19 protein-coding genes are annotated in these 18,078 nt (G+C 69.6%); 6 read left to right on the forward strand and 13 right to left on the reverse strand.

From position 1 onward, the window contains the following. Positions 1–40: 40 nt before the first annotated feature. Positions 41–898, reverse strand: coding sequence for an NAD(P)-dependent oxidoreductase (locus tag HLK59_RS38930; RefSeq protein ID WP_171146366.1), 858 nt, complete (start codon positions 896–898; stop codon positions 41–43). Between the two features lie 119 nt (positions 899–1,017). Between HLK59_RS38930 and HLK59_RS38935 the strand changes: the two genes are divergently transcribed. Further along, positions 1,018–1,872, forward strand: coding sequence for a helix-turn-helix domain-containing protein (locus HLK59_RS38935; protein WP_171146367.1), 855 nt, complete (start codon positions 1,018–1,020; stop codon positions 1,870–1,872). Between the two features lie 218 nt (positions 1,873–2,090). Then, the gene (locus HLK59_RS38940) at positions 2,091–2,726 is read left to right on the forward strand and encodes a hypothetical protein (RefSeq protein WP_171146368.1); all 636 of its coding nucleotides are present in this window, start codon (positions 2,091–2,093) and stop codon (positions 2,724–2,726) included. A 22-nt stretch (positions 2,727–2,748) separates the two neighbouring features. Here the strand turns inward: HLK59_RS38940 and era are convergent, their stop codons facing one another. Then, positions 2,749–3,711 carry a GTPase Era gene (era, locus tag HLK59_RS38945; RefSeq protein WP_171146369.1) on the reverse strand — a complete coding sequence of 321 codons (963 nt, stop codon included), beginning with the start codon at positions 3,709–3,711 and terminating at the stop codon, positions 2,749–2,751. 66 nt (positions 3,712–3,777) lie between these two features. Further along, entirely contained in the window at positions 3,778–5,202 is a 1,425-nt protein-coding gene (gene tnpB / locus HLK59_RS38950; protein WP_346779914.1) for an IS607 family element RNA-guided endonuclease TnpB, read from the reverse strand. 282 nt (positions 5,203–5,484) lie between these two features. Between tnpB and HLK59_RS38955 the strand changes: the two genes are divergently transcribed. Genes HLK59_RS38955 through HLK59_RS38965 form a run of 3 tightly spaced genes read left to right on the forward strand, consistent with a single transcriptional unit; the run spans position 5,485 to position 7,546 of the window. Further along, positions 5,485–6,819: an ammonium transporter gene (locus HLK59_RS38955; RefSeq protein WP_171146371.1), complete on the forward strand. Its 1,335-nt coding sequence runs from the start codon at positions 5,485–5,487 to the stop codon at positions 6,817–6,819. Next, positions 6,816–7,154, forward strand: coding sequence for a P-II family nitrogen regulator (locus tag HLK59_RS38960; RefSeq protein WP_171146372.1), 339 nt, complete (start codon positions 6,816–6,818; stop codon positions 7,152–7,154). The genes HLK59_RS38955 and HLK59_RS38960 overlap by 4 nt, the downstream gene beginning before the upstream one ends. A gap of 11 nt (positions 7,155–7,165) precedes the next feature. Continuing rightward, positions 7,166–7,546: a hypothetical protein gene (locus tag HLK59_RS38965; RefSeq protein ID WP_171146373.1), complete on the forward strand. Its 381-nt coding sequence runs from the start codon at positions 7,166–7,168 to the stop codon at positions 7,544–7,546. Here HLK59_RS38965 and HLK59_RS38970 read toward each other — a convergent pair. The 8 genes from HLK59_RS38970 to HLK59_RS39005 all read right to left on the reverse strand — a co-directional run bounded on the left by HLK59_RS38970 (position 7,446) and on the right by HLK59_RS39005 (position 14,328). After that, positions 7,446–8,471 (reverse strand): DUF916 domain-containing protein, encoded by a 1,026-nt coding sequence (locus HLK59_RS38970; RefSeq protein ID WP_171146374.1) that lies wholly within the window; start codon positions 8,469–8,471, stop codon positions 7,446–7,448. The two genes, HLK59_RS38965 and HLK59_RS38970, sit on opposite strands and share 101 nt — an antisense overlap. 54 nt (positions 8,472–8,525) lie before the next feature. After that, complete coding sequence (locus HLK59_RS38975) at positions 8,526–9,836, reverse strand: beta-xylosidase (RefSeq protein WP_171146375.1); 1,311 nt, start codon at positions 9,834–9,836, stop codon at positions 8,526–8,528. Positions 9,837–10,023: 187 nt separating this feature from the next. After that, positions 10,024–10,497 carry a hypothetical protein gene (locus HLK59_RS38980; RefSeq protein ID WP_171146376.1) on the reverse strand — a complete coding sequence of 158 codons (474 nt, stop codon included), beginning with the start codon at positions 10,495–10,497 and terminating at the stop codon, positions 10,024–10,026. A gap of 233 nt (positions 10,498–10,730) precedes the next feature. Further along, positions 10,731–11,084 carry a cytidine deaminase gene (locus HLK59_RS38985; RefSeq protein ID WP_171146377.1) on the reverse strand — a complete coding sequence of 118 codons (354 nt, stop codon included), beginning with the start codon at positions 11,082–11,084 and terminating at the stop codon, positions 10,731–10,733. Positions 11,085–11,107: 23 nt separating this feature from the next. Then, on the reverse strand, positions 11,108–11,467 hold the full coding sequence (locus tag HLK59_RS38990; RefSeq protein ID WP_171146378.1) for an MmcQ/YjbR family DNA-binding protein: 360 nt from the start codon (positions 11,465–11,467) through the stop codon (positions 11,108–11,110). Continuing rightward, entirely contained in the window at positions 11,464–12,762 is a 1,299-nt protein-coding gene (locus tag HLK59_RS38995; RefSeq protein WP_171146379.1) for a hemolysin family protein, read from the reverse strand. The genes HLK59_RS38990 and HLK59_RS38995 overlap by 4 nt, the downstream gene beginning before the upstream one ends. Further along, positions 12,759–13,256 (reverse strand): rRNA maturation RNase YbeY, encoded by a 498-nt coding sequence (ybeY, locus tag HLK59_RS39000; RefSeq protein WP_171146380.1) that lies wholly within the window; start codon positions 13,254–13,256, stop codon positions 12,759–12,761. Before ybeY ends, HLK59_RS38995 begins: the two co-directional genes overlap by 4 nt. A gap of 13 nt (positions 13,257–13,269) precedes the next feature. After that, complete coding sequence (locus HLK59_RS39005; protein WP_171146381.1) at positions 13,270–14,328, reverse strand: PhoH family protein; 1,059 nt, start codon at positions 14,326–14,328, stop codon at positions 13,270–13,272. Between the two features lie 276 nt (positions 14,329–14,604). On the opposite strand from HLK59_RS39005, the gene HLK59_RS39010 reads away from it, so the two are divergent. Beyond that, positions 14,605–15,309: an FAD binding domain-containing protein gene (locus tag HLK59_RS39010; protein WP_171146382.1), complete on the forward strand. Its 705-nt coding sequence runs from the start codon at positions 14,605–14,607 to the stop codon at positions 15,307–15,309. 21 nt (positions 15,310–15,330) lie between these two features. Here the strand turns inward: HLK59_RS39010 and HLK59_RS39015 are convergent, their stop codons facing one another. After that, positions 15,331–16,464: a PfkB family carbohydrate kinase gene (locus HLK59_RS39015; RefSeq protein ID WP_171146383.1), complete on the reverse strand. Its 1,134-nt coding sequence runs from the start codon at positions 16,462–16,464 to the stop codon at positions 15,331–15,333. Positions 16,465–16,553: 89 nt separating this feature from the next. Next, positions 16,554–17,930, reverse strand: coding sequence for an MFS transporter (locus tag HLK59_RS39020; protein WP_171146384.1), 1,377 nt, complete (start codon positions 17,928–17,930; stop codon positions 16,554–16,556). Between the last annotated feature and the right edge of the window lie 148 nt (positions 17,931–18,078).

Raw genomic sequence — 18,078 nt, forward strand, 5'->3', positions numbered from 1 at the left:
GGCGGTGCTGGTGGGGCGGATCAGAGGGGTGGACTGAGCGTCAGAGCGCTCCGGCGTCCCGGGCCGTCCAGACACTGGGGTACAGCGGGCGGAAGCCGAGCTCGCGGCGGATGCGCTCGGTGGAGGTGATCCCGAGCCACGGGTCGGGATCCGTGCGCTCGTGGAGTCCGGCGGGGACCTCGACGCCGTTGAGCCCGTGCAGTTCGAGCGCTGTGACGGGGGCGTCGTCGGAGATGTTGTAGATCCGGCCGGCGACTCCCGGCGCGTGCAGCAGACGCAGCAGGCCCTGGGCGACGTCCGCGTGATGGACCATCTGCAACCGCTGGGACGACGCCCAGTTCCGGGCCCATATCAAGGACTGGGACAGATGCGGATCGCCCTCGCCGTAGACGAAGACGAGCCGGCCGACCCGCACGTCCAGGCCCTCCAGGGCGAGCAGTTCCCGTTCGGCCGCCACCTTCGACTCGGTGTAGGCGCCCCACATCTCGCCGCCGGGCCGGATCTCGTCCTCCTCGGTCAGCGGGCGGCCGCGTCCGAGCCCGTACACGAGCCCGGTGCTGGCCTGGACGAAGCGCCGCACTCCGGCGGCGAGCGCGGCCCGGCCCAGTGCGACGGCGGCGTCCCGGTTGACGGCCCAGGCCTCGTCGTCCGGTACCCCGCGGAAGGAGGCCGCCACGTTGACGACGGCGTCCACCCCGGCGACCGCCTTGCCGAGCACCGCCTCGTCCCGCAGGTCCCCGACCACGACCTCGGCGCCCGCCTCGGCGAACGGCTCCCCCCGTGCCGCGTCCCTCACCAGCACCCGCACCCCCTCCCCCGGCCGGGTCTGTGCCAGCAGCCTCGGCACGAACCGCCGGCCGACCTGTCCTGTCGTCCCGGTCACCAGTGTCAGCGTCATCGTTTGCTCCTCTCGTCGGTGACCAGCCTCGGCCGGGACGGGAGAGGGCGGGAGAGACCTCCTGATCGGGGGACCGGCGGTCCCTGGCTAAGCGGAGCGGCTTGCCGCAGCCTGGAGGGGTGAACCGAGCCGAACTCGCCGACTTCCTGCGCCGTGGCCGTGCCCGGCTGGAGCCCTCGGACGTGGGGCTGCCCCCCGGGTCCCGTCGCCGCACACCGGGGCTGCGCCGGGAGGAGGTGGCGTCGCTGGCCGGCATGTCGGTGGACTACTACACGCGTCTGGAACAGCGCAGGGGCCCGCACCCGTCCCGCCAGATGCTGACGGCACTGGCCCGCGCGCTGCGCCTGACCGACGACGAACGGGACCATCTGTTCCATCTGGGCGGCGAGGAGCCGCCGCGCAGGGAGCCGACGTCGTCGCATGTACGGCCGGGCCTGCTGCTGATCCTGGACCGGCTGCACGACACCCCGGCGCAGGTCATGAGCGACATCGGCGAGATCCTGGCCCAGAACGCGCTGGCGAAGGCCCTCGCGGGCGACGCCTCCGCCCGGCCGCGCCGCGACCGCAACCTGGCCCGCCGGTTCTTCCTGGACCCCGCGACGCAGGACCTCTTCCCGCCCGAGGACCGTCCGCTACTGGCCCGCGCCCAGGTCGCGGGACTGCGCGCGGTGACCGCGGCCCGCCCCGACGACCGCGAGGCGACGGCCCTGGTCGCCGAACTCCGCGCCGCCAGCGAGGAGTTCGCCCGGCTCTGGACCGACCACGAGGTCTCGGTACGCCGCTCCTCCACCAAACGCTTCCGCCACCCGGTGGTAGGCCTCCTCGAACTCGACTGCGAGGTCCTCCTCAGCCACGAACACCACCACCAACTGGTCGTGTACACGGCCCGCCCCGGAACGGAGTCGCACGAACGCCTTCAACTGCTGCGCGTGGTGGGCCTACAGAACATGGCCCCCATCAGATATTCCGGCTGAATTCCGTCGAAAAATCTCCAGCCCCCTACAGTTTTGATGTGCGACCGCGAGGTACGGGGGGCAGTGACTTTGCCGGAATCAGACCGAGGCCGGAATCCTGAAACACCGGAGACCGAAGAATCCCCTGACACGCTCGGGGAACAATCGGAGTCTTCTTCGACCTCTTCCCGGACCTGAAGCCGAACTCTGGCCAACCGGAGATGAGGGCCGAGCTCTCTGTGCTGGACGTGGCCGTTGAGGGACTCGAGCGGATAGGCGGCAAGGTTCAGGAACAGGGAGAGGAGGAACGCAAGCCTTTCACCTCCGAAGGTCCGGTGATCGACATCCTCCTCCGGAATTCCGGCAACGGAAACGCCGCCATCACAAAGGCAACCTTCGAATTGAATAGAGCCATCGATCTATTGGATTGCACTTTCCCTGGCGGCGGCTCTATATTCTACGTCGACTATGATGTCCAAATACCGCTGAACTCCCGCCCCGGAGACGCAATCCCCCGCACCCTGCGATTCTTTCTTGAACCCGATAGTGACGGAAGGATCAGATTCTCTATCGGAACGGAAGGGGAACCAGACCTTCGATTCCTGTATGAATTCACCGTGACCCTGTCACCAGCGGGGGACGGTCCAGAGTTGGTGATACCGAAGGTTGTGGTGCTGGGCCCCGCCTACGTACATGAAGTCATCGACTCAGCCACCGGCACCAAGCAAGCACACCTGAACAACCCGGAGGAACCCTTCTACCCCTGCTACAAGAAAATGCTGTCCGATCTGGCAAGGATGGAAGGCGAGGCCAAGTACATGTCACCCGATGTGACCGACTTCCGCACCAAGTTGGAAGCCGCCGTCACATCGTGACCCCGGGGCCTCACACGCCCGGTCAGAAGCCCAGCTTGCGCAGCTGTCGAGGGTCGCGCTGCCAGTCCTTGGCCACCTTCACATGAAGATCCAGGAACACCGGCGTCCCCAACAGCGCCTCGATCTGCTTGCGGGACTTGATGCCGACTTCCTTGAGGCGCTTGCCCTTGGGGCCGATGATGATGCCCTTCTGGCTGGGCCGCTCGATGTAGACGAAGGCGTGGATGTCGAGGAGGGGCTTGTCGGCTGGGCGGTCGTCGCGGGGGAGCATCTCCTCCACCACGACGGCGATGGAGTGCGGAAGCTCGTCGCGGACCCCCTCCAGCGCAGCCTCCCGGATCAACTCCGCGATCATGACCTGCTCGGGCTCGTCGGTGAGGTCACCCTCGGGATAGAGCGCCGGGCCTTCCGGAAGGAGCGGGACGAGCAGGTCGGCCAGCAGGTCCACCTGCTGGCCCTCGACCGCCGACACCGGCACGATCTCCGCCCACTCGAAGCCGAGCTCCTTGCCGAGCTGGTCGATCGCGATCAGCTGCTCGGCCAGGGTCTTCGAGTCCACGAGGTCGGTCTTCGTGACGATCGCGATCTTCGGCGTCTTCTTGATCGACGCGAGTTCCTTCGCGATGAAGCGGTCACCGGGGCCGAGCTTCTCGTTCGCCGGGAGGCAGAAGCCGATCACGTCGACCTCGGCCCAGGTGGTGCGTACGACATCGTTCAACCGCTGGCCGAGCAGCGTGCGCGGCTTGTGCAGCCCAGGGGTGTCCACCAGGATCAGCTGGGCGTCGGGCCGGTGCACGATCCCCCGCACCGTGTGCCGCGTCGTCTGCGGTTGGTCCGCCGTGATGGCGACCTTCTGGCCGACCAGAGCGTTCGTGAGGGTGGACTTGCCCGCGTTGGGGCGGCCTACAAAGCAGGCGAAGCCGGCCCGGTGGGCAACCTCGGGCGACTTCTCGGGTGACTGGGTGCGAACGCTCATGACGCCCATTCTCCGTTACTGAGAGCCTCAGCTGCGACAGCAGTCCCGTTCTTTCGAGCGGGAAGGTCCGTGCCGTTACCAAAGTGTGAGGGCTTCGGCTTGACGACGGTCTCTCGCTTCCTCCTGCCGCTGGTGCGGCAGGGTTGCGCCACCTGCCCGCCCGCCCCGACCGCGGTTCTGGTCGGGGCGTTGGCGGCGGGTCTTACGGTCGGCTCCACGAGGCTTCGACACACGAGGTGTGTCCTGGTCTCCGGCCACTCCGGTACCAGTGGTGCAGGCTGCCGCGAGAGCGGCGAGGTTGCGGGCCGCGTTCCCGTCCCGGTCCATGACCAGGCCGCAGGCGTCGCAGGCGAAGACTCGGACGTGCAGCGGCAGCTTGGCTGTCACCGCGCCGCACGCCGAGCAGGTCTTGGAGGAGGGATACCAGCGGTCCGCCACTATGGTGCGGCAAGCATTGCGCTGGCCCTTGTACGTGAGCTGGCGCCGGATCTCCCCGAACCCGGCATCCGCCACCCGGCGGGCAAGCCGCTTGTTGCGGAGCATGCCGGCGACGTTGAGGTCTTCGATCACCACGGTGCCGTACTCGGCCCTGATCTTGGTGGTGAGCTTGTGCAGCGCGTCGGTGCGCAGGTTCGCCACCCTGTGGTGGATTCGGTTGCGCTCGCGGTTGGCCTTTTCCCACCGCTGCGACGGCTTCTGCCCGGTCCTGCGGTCGGGCCCCTGCCTACGTGAGACGCGGCGGGAATGGAACCGCAGGAGCTTGAGAGCGCCGTCCAGGTGCTTCGGGTTCGACTCGTAGCGGATCTCGCCCGCGCTGTCGGCGAGGACAGCCAAGTGCTTCACGCCCAGGTCGATCCCGACCGCAACGTCCGGCCGGACCACGCGGGTGATCTCCCGCGGGGCCTCCACCTGCAAGGAGACGAACCAGCGTCCACGCTCGTGGCGAACGGTTGCGGACAAGATGCGCACCCTCCCGGCCTGGATCCTGGCAAGGAGCTTCCGGGTGGATTCATGGACTCGGATCGCGCCCAGTCGCGGCAGCGTGACGTGCCGGCCGTCCGGTTCGGCTCGGATCGTGCCTGTGGTGAACCGACATGACAGCCGAGCCTTGCGCTTCTGTTTCCGGCGCGGCACCCCCATCCTGGGGCCTTTGCGCTTTCCCTGCTTGGACTTGGCGTAGTTGTCGAACGCGGCAGCCGCGTTCGCCAGCCCAGTGCTGTAAGCCTCCTTGGAATTCTCCTCCCACCAGCCAGAGAACCGAGCGTCGGAATTCTTGATTCTGTTGAACTCCTTACGCAGTGAGGGCAGGGACCACGGCCGCCAGGGCGTGAGCCCATCTGCTCCGATGCCGTACGAGGCCTCGGCCCTGCGCTGCCACCACGAGGCGGTCACCCACGACACGGCCCAGTTGTAGGCGGCTCGGGAGGCGCCGCAGTGCGAGCGCAGCGCCCGCTCCTGCCCCACATTCGGATCCAGCGCGAACTTGTAGGCCTGCACCACAAACCCCGATTGCGGTCGAAACTTCCCGCCCACGCGCCCACCCCGTTTCAATCAACCCCTCGCCACATCCAACGAGCACCTCCCACAAAGGTCACACGTTCGATGCATGAACTTTCGTTCCCTCCAGAAGGGCAAGCCTCTGACCGCCAACGACTCCGTCCAGCCCTCTCCCACCCACTCGCGTGAGCTTTCAGAAACCCACACGCAACGAAACCTTATGGAAACACCCCCGTGCGCATCCGGTAACGCGCGCCCGTGACCCTCTGACGAGCCCCCACCTCGTTGGAGATCCCCGTGACCCTCGCCGCCCCCCTCGCCGTCGGGCGTATCGACACCGGCGACACCGCCTGGCTGCTCGCCGCGACCGCCCTCGTCCTGCTGATGACCCCGGGCCTCGCCCTGTTCTACGGCGGCATGGTCCGCACGAAGAGCGTCCTCAACATGCTGATGATGAGCTTCGTGTCGATCGCGCTGGTGACCGTCGTATGGCTGGCCGCGGGCTACTCCCTCGCCTTCGGTGACGACATCGGCGGCGGCTTGATCGGCGGACTCGACCACGCGGGCATGGCCGGTCTCGGCCCCGACAGCGTCCAGGGCACCGTCCCCACCCTGCTCTTCGCCACCTTCCAGCTGACCTTCGCGATCATCACCGCCGCGCTGATCAGCGGCGCGATCGCGGACCGCGCGAAGTTCGGCGCGTGGCTGGTCTTCGTCCCGGTGTGGGCGCTGCTCGTATACGTTCCCGTCGCCCACTGGGTCTGGGGCCCGGGCGGCTGGATCCTGGAGAGTCTCGGCGCCCTCGACTTCGCGGGCGGTCTCCCCGTCGAGATCACCTCCGGCGCCTCCGGTCTGGCGCTGTGCCTGGTCCTCGGCCCGCGCCTCGGCTTCAAGAAGGACGCGATGCGTCCGCACAACCTGCCGATGGTCATGCTCGGCGCGGGTCTCCTGTGGTTCGGCTGGTTCGGCTTCAACGCCGGTTCGGCGCTGGGTGCCAACGGACTGGCCGCGGCCGCCTTCCTGAACACCCTCGTGGCGGGCTGCACGGGCCTGCTGGGCTGGCTCTTCGTGGAGCAGAAGCGCGACGGCCACCCGACGACCCTGGGCGCGGCCTCGGGTGCGGTCGCCGGTCTCGTCGCGATCACCCCGTCCTGCGGCTCGGTCTCCCTCCTCGGCGCGCTCGTCATCGGCCTGGCCGCCGGTGTCGTCTGCTCGTACGCCGTGGGCTGGAAGTTCAAGCTGAACTACGACGACTCCCTGGACGTCGTCGGCGTCCACCTGGTCGGCGGTGTCATCGGCACCCTCCTCATCGGCGTCTTCGCCGTCGAGTCGATGACCGGCGGCGCCGAGGGGCTCCTCTACGGCGGCGGGCTCGCCCAGCTCGGCAAGCAGCTGGTGGCCGTGGTCGCCGTGGGGACGTACGCCTTCGTGGTGACGTACGGCATCGCCAAGCTGATCGACAGGACGCTGGGCCTGCGCGCGGCCGAGGAGCAGGAGCACACCGGCCTCGACCTTACGGTGCACGCCGAGACGGCATACGATCACGGCGTCCTGGGCCACGGTGCCCCGGTCAGCTCCTCCGTCGTTCCCTCCGCCCAGAAGGTCAAGCCCCAGGCATGAAGCTCATCACCGCGATCGTCAAGCCGTACCGCCTCGACGAGGTCAAGACGGCGCTCCAGGAGCTCGGCGTGCACGGGCTGACCGTGACCGAGGCCAGTGGCTACGGCCGTCAGCGCGGCCACACCGAGGTGTACCGCGGCGCCGAGTACCAGGTCGACCTGGTGCCCAAGGTCCGTATCGAGGTCGTCGTCGACGACGCCGACTCCGAGGCCGTGATCGACGCGATCGTGAAGGCCGCGCACACCGGCAAGATCGGCGACGGCAAGGTGTGGGCCCTGCCGGTCGACACCGTCGTACGGGTACGCACGGGCGAGCGCGGCCCGGACGCGCTCTGAGCCGGGGCGTCATGGGAGGTGAGTGGGTCGGAGGTGAGTGGTACGTCCTCGTCGAGGCCGCCTACAGCGTCACCGATCAGGCGTGGACCCTGAAGGAGAAGATCCACGTGGGCGGGTACGAGCAGGCCGTGGCCCGTGCGCGGGAGGTCTGCCTGTCCTACCGGCACGGCGAAGGGTGCGGCCACAATGTGTTCCGGCTCTCGGAGACGAGCTGGATGGTGGACGTCACCTACTCCACCTGGAGCACAGACCCGGAGGGGCCCAGGACCCTCTCGGTCCAGCACTTCCGGGTCACCGTCGCGGAGCTGGTGACGACACGGGAACCGGCTCCCGCCGAACCGCCCGAGGGCGCCCCGCGGAAGGGCCGCCTGCGCCGGGCCTTCGGCGGTTAGCCCGGGCCCGTCGCGCCCGGATCAGCAGGACGACGCCCACGGTCAAGACCACCAGCAGCAGCACCGCCATCAGCCACGGCAGCGCGAAGAAGGAGGCGCCCGCCGACTCGCGGGTGTCCTGCGCGCTCGCCGTCAGGGTCACGTCACCCCAGTCCAGCTGTGGCGCGCCCTTCCACGGCTCGCTCAGCCGTACCTTCTGGCCGGGCAGCAGCTCGGAGGGGATCCTCGTCAGATCGCGGGCGAGCAGCGTGCGGCCGAAAAGGCCCGTCGCCCGCAGCTCCACCCTCGGGTTCAGGGTGAGATTGCCGGTGTTGTGGAGGGTGTACGAGACCGTCGCCGCGCTGTCCCCGAAGCCGGGCACGAGCGGCTGGTGGTGGGTGAGGCTCACGTCCTCGACGGAGATCGCGGGCAGGGTGGGCCCGCTGACCCGGAGGTAGACCCGGGCGGCGACGGCCCGCTGCACACCGAGCGCGACGGAGCCGTCCCCCCGGTCGACGCGCTCGTCGAGTGCCACGATCGCGCCGGGGTGGTCGCCGGGTTCGGCGCCGTCGGGCACCTTCAGTGTGAAGGGGACGGTGACCTTGCCGTGCGCGGGGACCTTGATCCGGGACTTCGCGGGCTTCGCCCACACACCCACGCCGCGCATCTTCTCTTTCACGGTGCGTACGGCGAACCCGCCGTCGCGCGCGGTGTTGTAGGCGTCGGCGGAGTACAGCCGGAACGTCATGGGCTCGGCCGTCTTGTTGACGACGACCACCTTGTCCTCGATGGTCTGCCCGGGATCGGCGGAGAGGTAGAAGTACGGCCGCTCGGCCACCGACCCGGACGCGGGGTAGACGGACCAACTCCCGTTGTCCGCGGCGTGCGAGGGCGTGGCGAGGGCGGTGAGCAGCAGGCTCAGGAGAAGGACGTACAGCTTGCGCATGGGTGCGGACCCCCACGGGACGAGTTGGACGGGCGGGTGCGGACGCCCGTACGGTCAGCTGAGCGTGAGGGTGAGGACGCCGGAGTACGAGCCCGGAGGCGTGAACGCCGGTACGTTCAGGGAGAGTCCGGCGTTCGCGGTGAACTCGCCGCCGGTGACCGTGTCGGCGGGTGCCGACGCGAGGGTCGCCCCGGACGAGCCGACCGTGCCCGCCGAACCGGCCTGGCAGGTGCTGGGGCTGCCCGCCTTGGTGTCGCAGGCCGGGGTCCAGCTCAGCCGGTCGGCACCGATGGTGACACCGGGACCGGTGAAGTCGGTGACCTTGCCGGTCAGGGACCAGCCCGCGGTACCGCCACGGAAGTCCTTGACGGTCACGGCGTTGAGGTCGCCCGTGGAGGCGCCGCCCTCGCCGTAGTCGACCGCCGACAGCGAGACGGTGTCGCCGGCCTGGGTCATGGACAGGACGCCGCCGCGCACCGTGGTGGTGAGCTTCTGGGCGTTGTCCGGGACGGGTGTGTTGTCGATGACGGTGTAGGCGGCCGGGCCGGCTCCCAGGGCGGAGTCCCAGCTGCTGCCTTCGTAGGCCACGATGCCGGTCGTCGTCTTGTCGTTGACGACCAGCGAGCCGCTGATGGCACCGCCCGTGTCCGCCGTCACGGTCGCCGTGTCCGCGGTCTGGCTGGAACCGGCGCGTCCGGCGAGGGTGACGGTGGCGCCCGGGGTGAAGTTGCTGCCGGTGACGGCGACACTGGCACCGGGGTTGCCGGTGGCCGAACCCAGGGAGATGGCACGGGTGTTGGGCTGGGTCGCCGGGCTCGCGGTGAGGGTTTCGGAGACCGGCGCGGGCGGGTTGGTGACCGTGCAGGGCGTATCCAGCTCCAGGATGTAACTGGTGTGGATGTTGTAGTCGCCGGGCGCGAGGGTGATGGCACCGGCCGTGGTGACGGTGAAGGTGCCGGTCATGCTGAAGCCCGGGAACGGGGCGTTGCCGGCCACCGGGTCGTTCTTCTTGGGTCCGACGACGGTGACGTCACCGGTCTGGGCGCCGCCGAGGGTGACCTTGCCGGACGGCGTCATGATGTCGGCGGGCAGGCTGATGGCGGTCGGGTTGCTGGCGGCGGGCGTGACGACCTTGTAGGTCACGGTGACGGTGTCGCCGACCTTCGGGGTGGCGTTGTCCACCGTGATGATCGCGGTGGTGGTGCCGTCGATGGGCGGGATGCCGGCGACGGCGGGCGGGATGCAGTGCGTGGCGAAGTCCACGTTGCTCGCGGCCCCGGCCGGAGCGGCGAGCGCGCCGCCGGCGGTGACGGCGAGCGCGGTCGCCCCCAGTAGCGACATCAGTCGGCGTCTTCGGTCTCTCATGGTTGGTTGCCCCCTCTGCGGGATGCGGGCGCGGCGGCTCATCCGCGCCGACAGGGGGCATTGATGTGTGGATCGCGTGAGAAGTCAATGGACATGCGGCTGTGAACTGATGGAGCGTCAGTTCACGGTGTCGCTAGGTGAACTGACGCTCCGCTCAGGCCGGTCGGTCCGGTCCGGTTGCAGATTCTCAGTCGAACACGAACGGTCCGGGCGACTGGGGCCCGGTCGCCGTGCAATTGACGGTGATCCCGAGAACGACGATCTGAAGCGAACCGCCGTACGCGTCGAGACTGTCACCGGACGCCACGGTCCCACTGAGCGGACCGACGGTGACGGGGTCACCTGCGGCGAGCGCGGGGTTCTCCGTGCCGCTGAAGGTGGTGGTGCCGCCGCTCGCGTTCACCAGGGTGAGGGTGGAGGTGATGGAGTCCTCGGCCAGCGCGATCGGCGCGGTGATCGCCGAGGTGACGGTGATGGTTGCGGACGTACCGTCCTGGGTGGCGGCGAGCGTGGCCTCGCCACTGCCGAAGATTCCGCAGTCGGCGGTGATCGTGGCCGTGTCGGGGGTCACGGCGACAGCGGCCGGCGCGAACGCCATACCGGCGACCGCGAGTGACCCGACCGCCAGTGCCGCACCGGTACTGAATCGTTTGCCTCTCATGGGGGTTCCGACTCCCTTCCCGTATCGGGAAACTGCCATGTGGGGATGGACGGGAGATCCGATCGGTCGCCGACGACACGTGGCGCGGAACGTGTCGTGTGGGGGGTGGCGGTGGGGTGGGGATACGCAGATCTGACGGACCGTCGGAACTACCGGTTCCATTGATACGCGAGGGAAGTGGAACGGCAAGCAGCATTTCCAGCCAAGTGTTACCGCCGGTATCACCCGCAGGTTCAGCCGGCCTTCACGGTGCCGCGCACAGTGCCGTCAGCCCCTGCCAGCAGCACCGGAGTCCCCGCCCCACCCAGATCCCGTACGGCGGCCAGGTCCTCCGCCGGAACGCCGTCGGCGTCCGTCACGACCGCCGCCGCCTCCAAGGACTTCGCCCCCGACGCCACAGCCATGGCCACCGCCGTCCGCAACGCGCTCAGGCGCAGCGAGTCGAGCCCCACGGTCCCCGCCACATACGTACGGCCCGTCTCGTCCCGCACGGCCGCGCCCTCGGGCACACCGCCCCGCGCCCGCGCGGAACGGGCCAGGGTGACGATCTTGCGGTCCTCGGGGTCGAGCGCGTTGCTGTCAGTCATGGAGCGAGCATAAACAGCACGGATCAGCCCCGGTCCAGGCGGAGCCGCTCCGCACGCGGCAGACCGGCCACCACCAGGTCGTACGAGTCCTCGATGAGCTCCCGGACCAGCCGGTCCGGCAGCCCGCCGTCGAGCCGCACCGTGTTCCAGTGCCGCTTGTTCATGTGGTACCCGGGCGCGATCAGCCCCTCGTACTCACCACGGAGCCGCATCGCGTCCTCCGGGTCACATTTGAGGTTGACCTTCAGCGGACTGGCGTCGATCCAGCTCAGCGCGAACATCTTGCCCAGCACCTTGAAGACCGAGATCTCCGGGGCGAAGGGGAAGTCCTCCACGGCCGCGTTGAAGGAGAGACAGAAGGTACGCAGCTCCTGCGGGGTCACTCCGGCTCGCCCTCCTCCTTCGCCGGCTCCACCGGCTCCACCAGCACCGTCACGATCTTGTTCCGCCGCCCGGCCGCCGCCTCCGCCGTCAACCGCAGCACCCGCCCGTCCGGCAGCTCCACCACGGCGGACGCCCCGGCGATCGGCACCCGCCCCAGCGCCTTCGCCAGCAGCCCGCCGACGGTCTCCACGTCCTCGTCGTCGTACTCGTCGAGGCCGTACAGCTCCCCCAGATCGGTGATGTCGAGGCGCGCGGTGACCCGGTAGCGGTCCTCGCCCAGCTCCTCCACCGGCGGGAGTTCGCGGTCGTACTCGTCGGTGATCTCGCCGACGATCTCCTCCAGGATGTCCTCGATGGTGACGATGCCGGCCGTGCCGCCGTACTCGTCGATGACGACGGCGACGTGGTTGCGGTCCTGCTGCATCTCACGGAGCAGGTCACCGGCGTTCTTGGTGTCGGGCACGAAGGCGGCGGGCCGCATGGCGGTCGACACCAGCTCGCTCTCCGCGTCCCGGCTGATATGCGTCTTGCGGGCCAGGTCCTTCAGGTACACGATCCCGACGATGTCGTCCTCGCTCTCGCCGCTGACCGGTATCCGCGAGAAACCGGACCGCAGCGCGAGGGTGAGGGCCTGACGGATCGTCTTGTACCGCTCGATCACCACGAGGTCGGTCCGCGGGACCATCACCTCCCGCACGAGCGTGTCGCCGAGCTCGAAGACCGAGTGCACCATCCGGCGCTCGTCGTCCTCGATCAGCGACTCCGCCTCCGCGAGGTCGACCAGCGCGCGCAGCTCCGCCTCGGAGGCGAAGGGGCCGCGCCTGAAGCCCTTGCCGGGGGTGAGCGCGTTGCCGATGAGGATCAGCAGGTTCGGGATCGGGCCCATGATCCGGGCGAGCGGCAGCAGGACGTACGCCGCCGCCGTGGACGTGTTCAGGGGGTGCTGACGGCCGATGGTGCGTGGGGAGACGCCGACCGCGACGTACGACACCAGCACCATGACACCGATCGCGACCAGCAGGGCCTCGGTCGTGCCGTCGAACTCCTGGAGACAGGCGTACGTGACCATCGCGGCCGCCGCCATCTCGCAGGCGACACGGACCAGCAGCGCCACATTGAGATAGCGGGTCGGGTCGGCGGCGATCTGGGCGAGCTTGGCACTGCCGCGGCGGCCGGAGCGTACGGCCTCCTCGGCGCGGAAGCTGGACATGCGCGCGATGCCCGCCTCCGCGCAGGCGGCCAGCCACGCGACGACGACCAGGGCGATCGCGCCGGCGACGAGGGGGAAGCTCATGACACGGTCGGGGCCGGGGACGGACCGGTGTGGCCCTTCTCCGCGCGCCAGCCGTCCACGATGGCGGCCTGGAGACCGAACATCTCGGCCTTCTCGTCCGGCTCCTCGTGGTCGTAGCCGAGCAGGTGCAGCACCCCGTGGACGGTGAGGAGCTGGAGCTCCTCGTCCATGGAGTGCTGCGTCTCGGCTTCCTCGCCCTGCTTCTTGGCGACCTCGGGGCAGAGCACGATGTCACCGAGGAGGCCCTGCGGGGGCTCCTCGTCGTCCTTCGACGGCGGACGCAGCTCGTCCATCGGGAAGGACATGACATCCGTCGGCCCCGGCAGGTCCATCCACTGGATGTGCAACTGCTCCATGGCGTCGGCGTCCACGACGATCACCGAGAGCTCGGAGAGCGGGTGGATGCGCATCCGCGCGAGTGCGTAGCGGGCGATGTCGAGGATCGCCTGCTCGTCGACCTCGGTTCCGGACTCGTTGTTGACGTCGATCGACATGGTGCTGGGTCGTCTACTTCCGCTTGTTACGGCCGCCCTTGTGGGTGCCGTTCTCCGTGCCGTGGTGGCTGTCGTACTTCTCGTACGCGTCGACGATACGGCCGACGAGCTTGTGTCGTACGACGTCCTGGGACGTGAGCCGCGAGAAGTGGACGTCGTCCAGGCCCTCCAGGATGTCCTGGACCTGACGCAGACCGGACTTGGTCCCGCTCGGCAGGTCGACCTGGGTCACGTCACCGGTGACGACGATCTTCGAGTCGAAGCCGAGCCGGGTGAGGAACATCTTCATCTGCTCGGGGGAGGTGTTCTGGGCCTCGTCGAGGATGATGAAGGCGTCGTTCAGGGACCGTCCCCTCATGTACGCCAGCGGCGCCACCTCGATCGTCCCCGCCGCCATCAGCCGCGGGATCGAGTCGGGGTCCAGCATGTCGTGCAGCGCGTCGTACAGCGGCCGCAGATACGGGTCGATCTTCTCGTACAGCGTGCCGGGCAGGAAGCCGAGCCGCTCGCCCGCCTCCACCGCCGGCCGGGTCAGGATGATGCGGTTGACCTGCTTGGACTGCAGGGCCTGCACCGCCTTGGCCATGGCGAGGTAGGTCTTTCCGGTACCGGCGGGGCCGATGCCGAAGACGATCGTGTGCTTGTCGATCGCGTCGACGTACCGCTTCTGGTTCAGGGTCTTGGGGCGGATCGTGCGGCCGCGCGAGGAGAGGATGTTCTGGGTGAGGACCTCGGCCGGGGTCTCCTGGCCGTCCCCCTCGCCGTTCTCACTCGCTCTGAGCATCGCGATGGAGCGTTCCACTGCGTCCTCCGTCATCGGCTGTCCGGTGCGGAGCACCAGCATCATCTCGTCGAACAGGCGCTGGATGAGGGCGACTTCGACGGAAGCGCCCACCGCGCTGACCTCATTGCCCCGGACATGGATGTCGGCCGCCGGGAAGGCCTTCTCGATCACGCGCAGGAGGGAGTCGCCGGACCCCAGCACGGTCACCATGGGGTGCTGGGCGGGGACGGTGAACTGTGCTCTCGCCTGCCCCTGCGCGGGTGTGCGATCTGTGGGTGTCTGAGTCATGGGCCGGCTCTGTAGGCCTTGCTCGTCCTCCTCGAAACGACTCGCCCGCCACATGGGCGGCCTGGCGATTTCAAGGGTACGCCGGGGGACTGACAACCCCGTAGGCCTTTTCGCGCGGGGCAGCGAAGGGGCGGGGCACCGGGTGAGGGCGCCCTGAGTGAAACGGTGAGCCCTGCATGCTCCCCCCGCGTAGATGGGCAGAATCCGCCCCGTCCGTGCCACACGTGTTCGGGGCGGTGCCGTCGGTCACCGCCCGCCGGGGAAAGCAGGTCGGCCGTGCTCTTGCGTCTGCCCACGTCCGTGTCCGAGGCACAGCGGTGTCTGTCCGAGGGAGCGATACCCGTCGGCGGTGCCACGCTCCAGTGGGCCGTCTGGCAACGGGACGGCTTCCCGGCGCAGGCGATGTCGCTGCGCGAGGTGCCGGAGGCCAATGTCCTCGGCGCCGAGGAACTGGGGGCGGCGGTGCTGCTGTCCCGGGTCGACGACCGGGTCCCGGAGGCGCTGCGCGGGGCGGCCTCACGGGTGGGCACCGGGGCGGTGCGCCGGGCCGCGACGGTCGGCGGGAACATCGTCGGCAGCACCCTGCGCTGTCTGCTGCCCGCGGCGCTCGTCCTGGACGCCCGTGCCACGGTGCTGGACGCGGAGGGCCCCTACGAGACCGACCTGGGCGAGCTCACCGCGAAGCGTCCGGTGCTGCTGAACCTGCGCTGGCGCACCCCGCTGGCCAGCAGCCACCGCAAGCTGCCCGACGAGCCGGGCGGCGCACCGCCGCTCGTCGTGGCCACCGCCGTGCGGGACGTCCTCAAGGTCGCCGTGCGGGACGGCTACGACGTGCTCCACGAGAGCGTGCCGTACGACGCGGGGGCCGGTCCGGCCCTCGACACGCTGGCCCGCACGCCGATCGGCGCGCTGCCCGCGGCGGCATGGGACGTGGTCCGCGAAGAGGTGACCGCCGTCCTGGAGCGCACGCACGACCACTGAACCCGGCCGCCCCCGAAGGCGTCAGGCCGACCTGCGGAAGCCGATCGTCGGCACCGCTCGCCGCAGCGGCCACGGTCTCGCCTGCTCCGTCGGCACCAGGTCCGCCAGGAACCCGTAGCGCCGCAGGGCCGTCGGGTCCTGTCCCTCGACGGACTGGACCTTGCGCCACCATGCCCCGATCTCGGACCAGCCCGGCGCCGACAGCGACCCGCCGAACTCCTGCACCGACAGGGCCGCGGTGAGCCCCGCGAAGGCCAGCCGGTCGGCCAGCGGCCAGCCCGCCAGCGTGCCGGTGACGAAGCCGGCCACGAAGACGTCGCCGGCACCGGTGGGGTCGAGGGCCTCCACGGCGATGGCGGGCACCTCGGCGGTCTCGCCCGTGCGCCGGTCCACCGCGTACGCGCCCTCCGCGCCGAGGGTGACCACGGCCAGCGGCACATGCGCGGTGAGGGCGTGGGCCGCCTCGCGGGGGCAGGAGGCGCCGGTGTAGCGCATGGCCTCCTGCGCGTTCGGCAGGAACGCCTCGCAGTGCTCCAGGTCGGCCAGACCCGCCAGGTCCCAGGCACCGGTCTCGTCCCAGCCGACGTCGGCGAAGATGCGCGTGCCCTCGCTCGCGGCCTGGGTGATCCAGGAGGCCCGCTTGCCCGGCACCAGCGACGCCACGGCCGCACGCGCGCGGGGCGGGCAGTCCGGGGCCGCCTCCTCGGGGGGCGGCTCGTGGCCGTGGGAGACCATCGTCCGCTCCCCCTCGTACGCCATCGACACGGTCACCGGCGAGTGCCAGCCGCTGACGGTCCGCGACGGCGAGAGATCGATGCCCTCGCCCTGCGCCAGGGCGTCCCAGCAGTACTCGCCGTAGTGATCGGAGCCGAAGGCGGCGGCGAGGGACGTTCTCAGCCCCAGCCGGGCCAGCGCGGTGGCCATGTTGGCGACACCGCCGGGGCTCGACCCCATCCCGCGCGCCCAGGACTCGGTCCCGCGCACCGGTGCGGAGTCGAGCCCGGTGAAGATGATGTCGAGGAAGACGGGGCCGGTCAGATACACGTCCCAGGGCGGATCGTCCGCCGCGCGCAGGGCGGCCAGCGGGTCGACCTGGACCTGGCGGTGGCCGGTCTCCCCGGTGTCGTACGACGGTCCCTTCCCGGACGCGATCACGGTGCGCTCCCTGACGTGGTGCCGATCAGGCCAGTCTGCACCACACCACCGACAACCGGCCTCCGCTCACGTCCGACCCGCCCGTCACGTCAGGCCGTCGACGGCCCCGGACGGGCGACGCGAGCCGCACCGGGAGTCGCCTTCGGGGCGGGACAGGCCCCCGGCACCTTCGCGGGCCGTGTCCGGATCCGGTCGTTGCGCCCGCCGCCCCGCACGAAGAGCACACTCAGCGCGGCCAGGAACCCGACGACCGTCAGCCCCACCAGACCTCCCTTCGTCGACCCCGTCGAGTCCTCGATGATCCCGAAGGCCGTCGGCGCCACGAACCCGCCCAGGTTGCCGATCGAGTTGATCAGCGCGATACCGGGCGCGGCGGCACGGGCGTCCAGGTAGCTCTGCGGGATCGTCCAGAAGACCGGCGAGGCCGGCTTGAACCCCATCGCGGCGAGACAGAGCGCGCCCAGCCCGGCCCACGGCGACACGAACACCGCGAGCAGCGTGCCGCAGCCGCCCAGCACCAGCAGCGCCATCAGGATCGGGCGCCGCTTGCCGATACGGTCGGAGAGCCGCCCGCTGACGTACACCGCGGCGATCGCGCACAGCCAGGGCACCGCGGTCAGCAGCCCCACCTGGAAGTCGCTGAGCCCGCCGATGTCGTCCACGATCGACGGCAGCCAGAAGGTGACCGCGTACAGGGCGACGTTGATCGCGAAGTAGATCCACAGGAAGAGCAGGATCTGGGGGTCGGCGAGCAGCTTCCACCGGGAGACCTTCACGTTCCCGGTGGGCCGCGCGGCCTGCTCGGCGTCGATGACGGCGACCAGCCCGCTCTTCTCCTCCTCCGTCAGCCAACTCGCCGACTCGATCCCGGAGTCGAGGAACCGGTACACGACGAACCCGAGGACCACGGAGAAGACGCCCTCGATGAAGAACATCCACTGCCAGCCGGAGTGCCCCCACACGCCGTGCATTTCGAGGAGGGCGCCGGAGATCGGGCCGACGATGACGGTCGCGGTGCCGGACCCCATGAGGAAGATCGAGGTGGCCCGTCCCCGGTGCGAGTCGGGCAGCCACCGGCTGAAGTAGTAGATGACCGCGGGGAAGAACCCCGCCTCGGCGACCCCCAGCAGGAACCGCAGCGCGTAGAACATCTCCACGCTGTCGACGAAGGCCATCGCCGTGGCGACGATCCCCCAGCTGATCATGATCCGGGTGAGCCAGACCTTGGCACCGAAGCGCTCCATCAGCATGTTGGAGGGGACTTCGAAGATGGCATAGGCGATGAAGAAGATCCCGGCCCCGAGCCCGAAGGCAGCGGCGGACAGCCCCACATCGGCACGAAGCTCGTCCTGGGCGAAGCCCAGATTGACCCGGTCCATGTAGTTCGCGACGAACATGACGAAGAACAGCGGGACGACACGGCGGAAGATCTTGTGGATGGCGGATTGGACGGCGGGTGGATGTATCTCAGGGACTGCTGTGGACACGAGCGGCTCCGATCGCGATTTTCAGCCCGTCCGGCGCTTGAGGACGAGGCCCTTGGGGGCCGATGGGGGTCTGGGGGCGTAGCCCCCAGGAGCGGGGTCGAAGGGGCGGCAGCCCCTGGGGATGGGA

It is taken from the genome of Streptomyces sp. S3(2020) (genome assembly GCF_013044505.1).
In the GTDB taxonomy this organism is placed as follows: Bacteria; Actinomycetota; Actinomycetes; order Streptomycetales; family Streptomycetaceae; genus Streptomyces.

What these genes read in the sequence shown, in the direction of transcription:
- HLK59_RS38930 (WP_171146366.1), bottom strand. Translation starts at nt 898, where the DNA reads ATGACGCTGACACTGGTGACCGGGACGACAGGACAGGTCGGCCGGCGG.
- era (WP_171146369.1), bottom strand. Translation starts at nt 3,711, where the DNA reads ATGGGCGTCATGAGCGTTCGCACCCAGTCACCCGAGAAGTCGCCCGAG.
- HLK59_RS38960 (WP_171146372.1), top strand. Translation starts at nt 6,816, where the DNA reads ATGAAGCTCATCACCGCGATCGTCAAGCCGTACCGCCTCGACGAGGTC.
- HLK59_RS38965 (WP_171146373.1), top strand. Translation starts at nt 7,166, where the DNA reads ATGGGAGGTGAGTGGGTCGGAGGTGAGTGGTACGTCCTCGTCGAGGCC.
- HLK59_RS38970 (WP_171146374.1), bottom strand. Translation starts at nt 8,471, where the DNA reads ATGCGCAAGCTGTACGTCCTTCTCCTGAGCCTGCTGCTCACCGCCCTC.
- HLK59_RS38975 (WP_171146375.1), bottom strand. Translation starts at nt 9,836, where the DNA reads ATGAGAGACCGAAGACGCCGACTGATGTCGCTACTGGGGGCGACCGCG.
- HLK59_RS38980 (WP_171146376.1), bottom strand. Translation starts at nt 10,497, where the DNA reads ATGAGAGGCAAACGATTCAGTACCGGTGCGGCACTGGCGGTCGGGTCA.
- HLK59_RS38985 (WP_171146377.1), bottom strand. Translation starts at nt 11,084, where the DNA reads ATGACTGACAGCAACGCGCTCGACCCCGAGGACCGCAAGATCGTCACC.
- HLK59_RS38995 (WP_171146379.1), bottom strand. Translation starts at nt 12,762, where the DNA reads ATGAGCTTCCCCCTCGTCGCCGGCGCGATCGCCCTGGTCGTCGTCGCG.
- ybeY (WP_171146380.1), bottom strand. Translation starts at nt 13,256, where the DNA reads ATGTCGATCGACGTCAACAACGAGTCCGGAACCGAGGTCGACGAGCAG.
- HLK59_RS39005 (WP_171146381.1), bottom strand. Translation starts at nt 14,328, where the DNA reads ATGACTCAGACACCCACAGATCGCACACCCGCGCAGGGGCAGGCGAGA.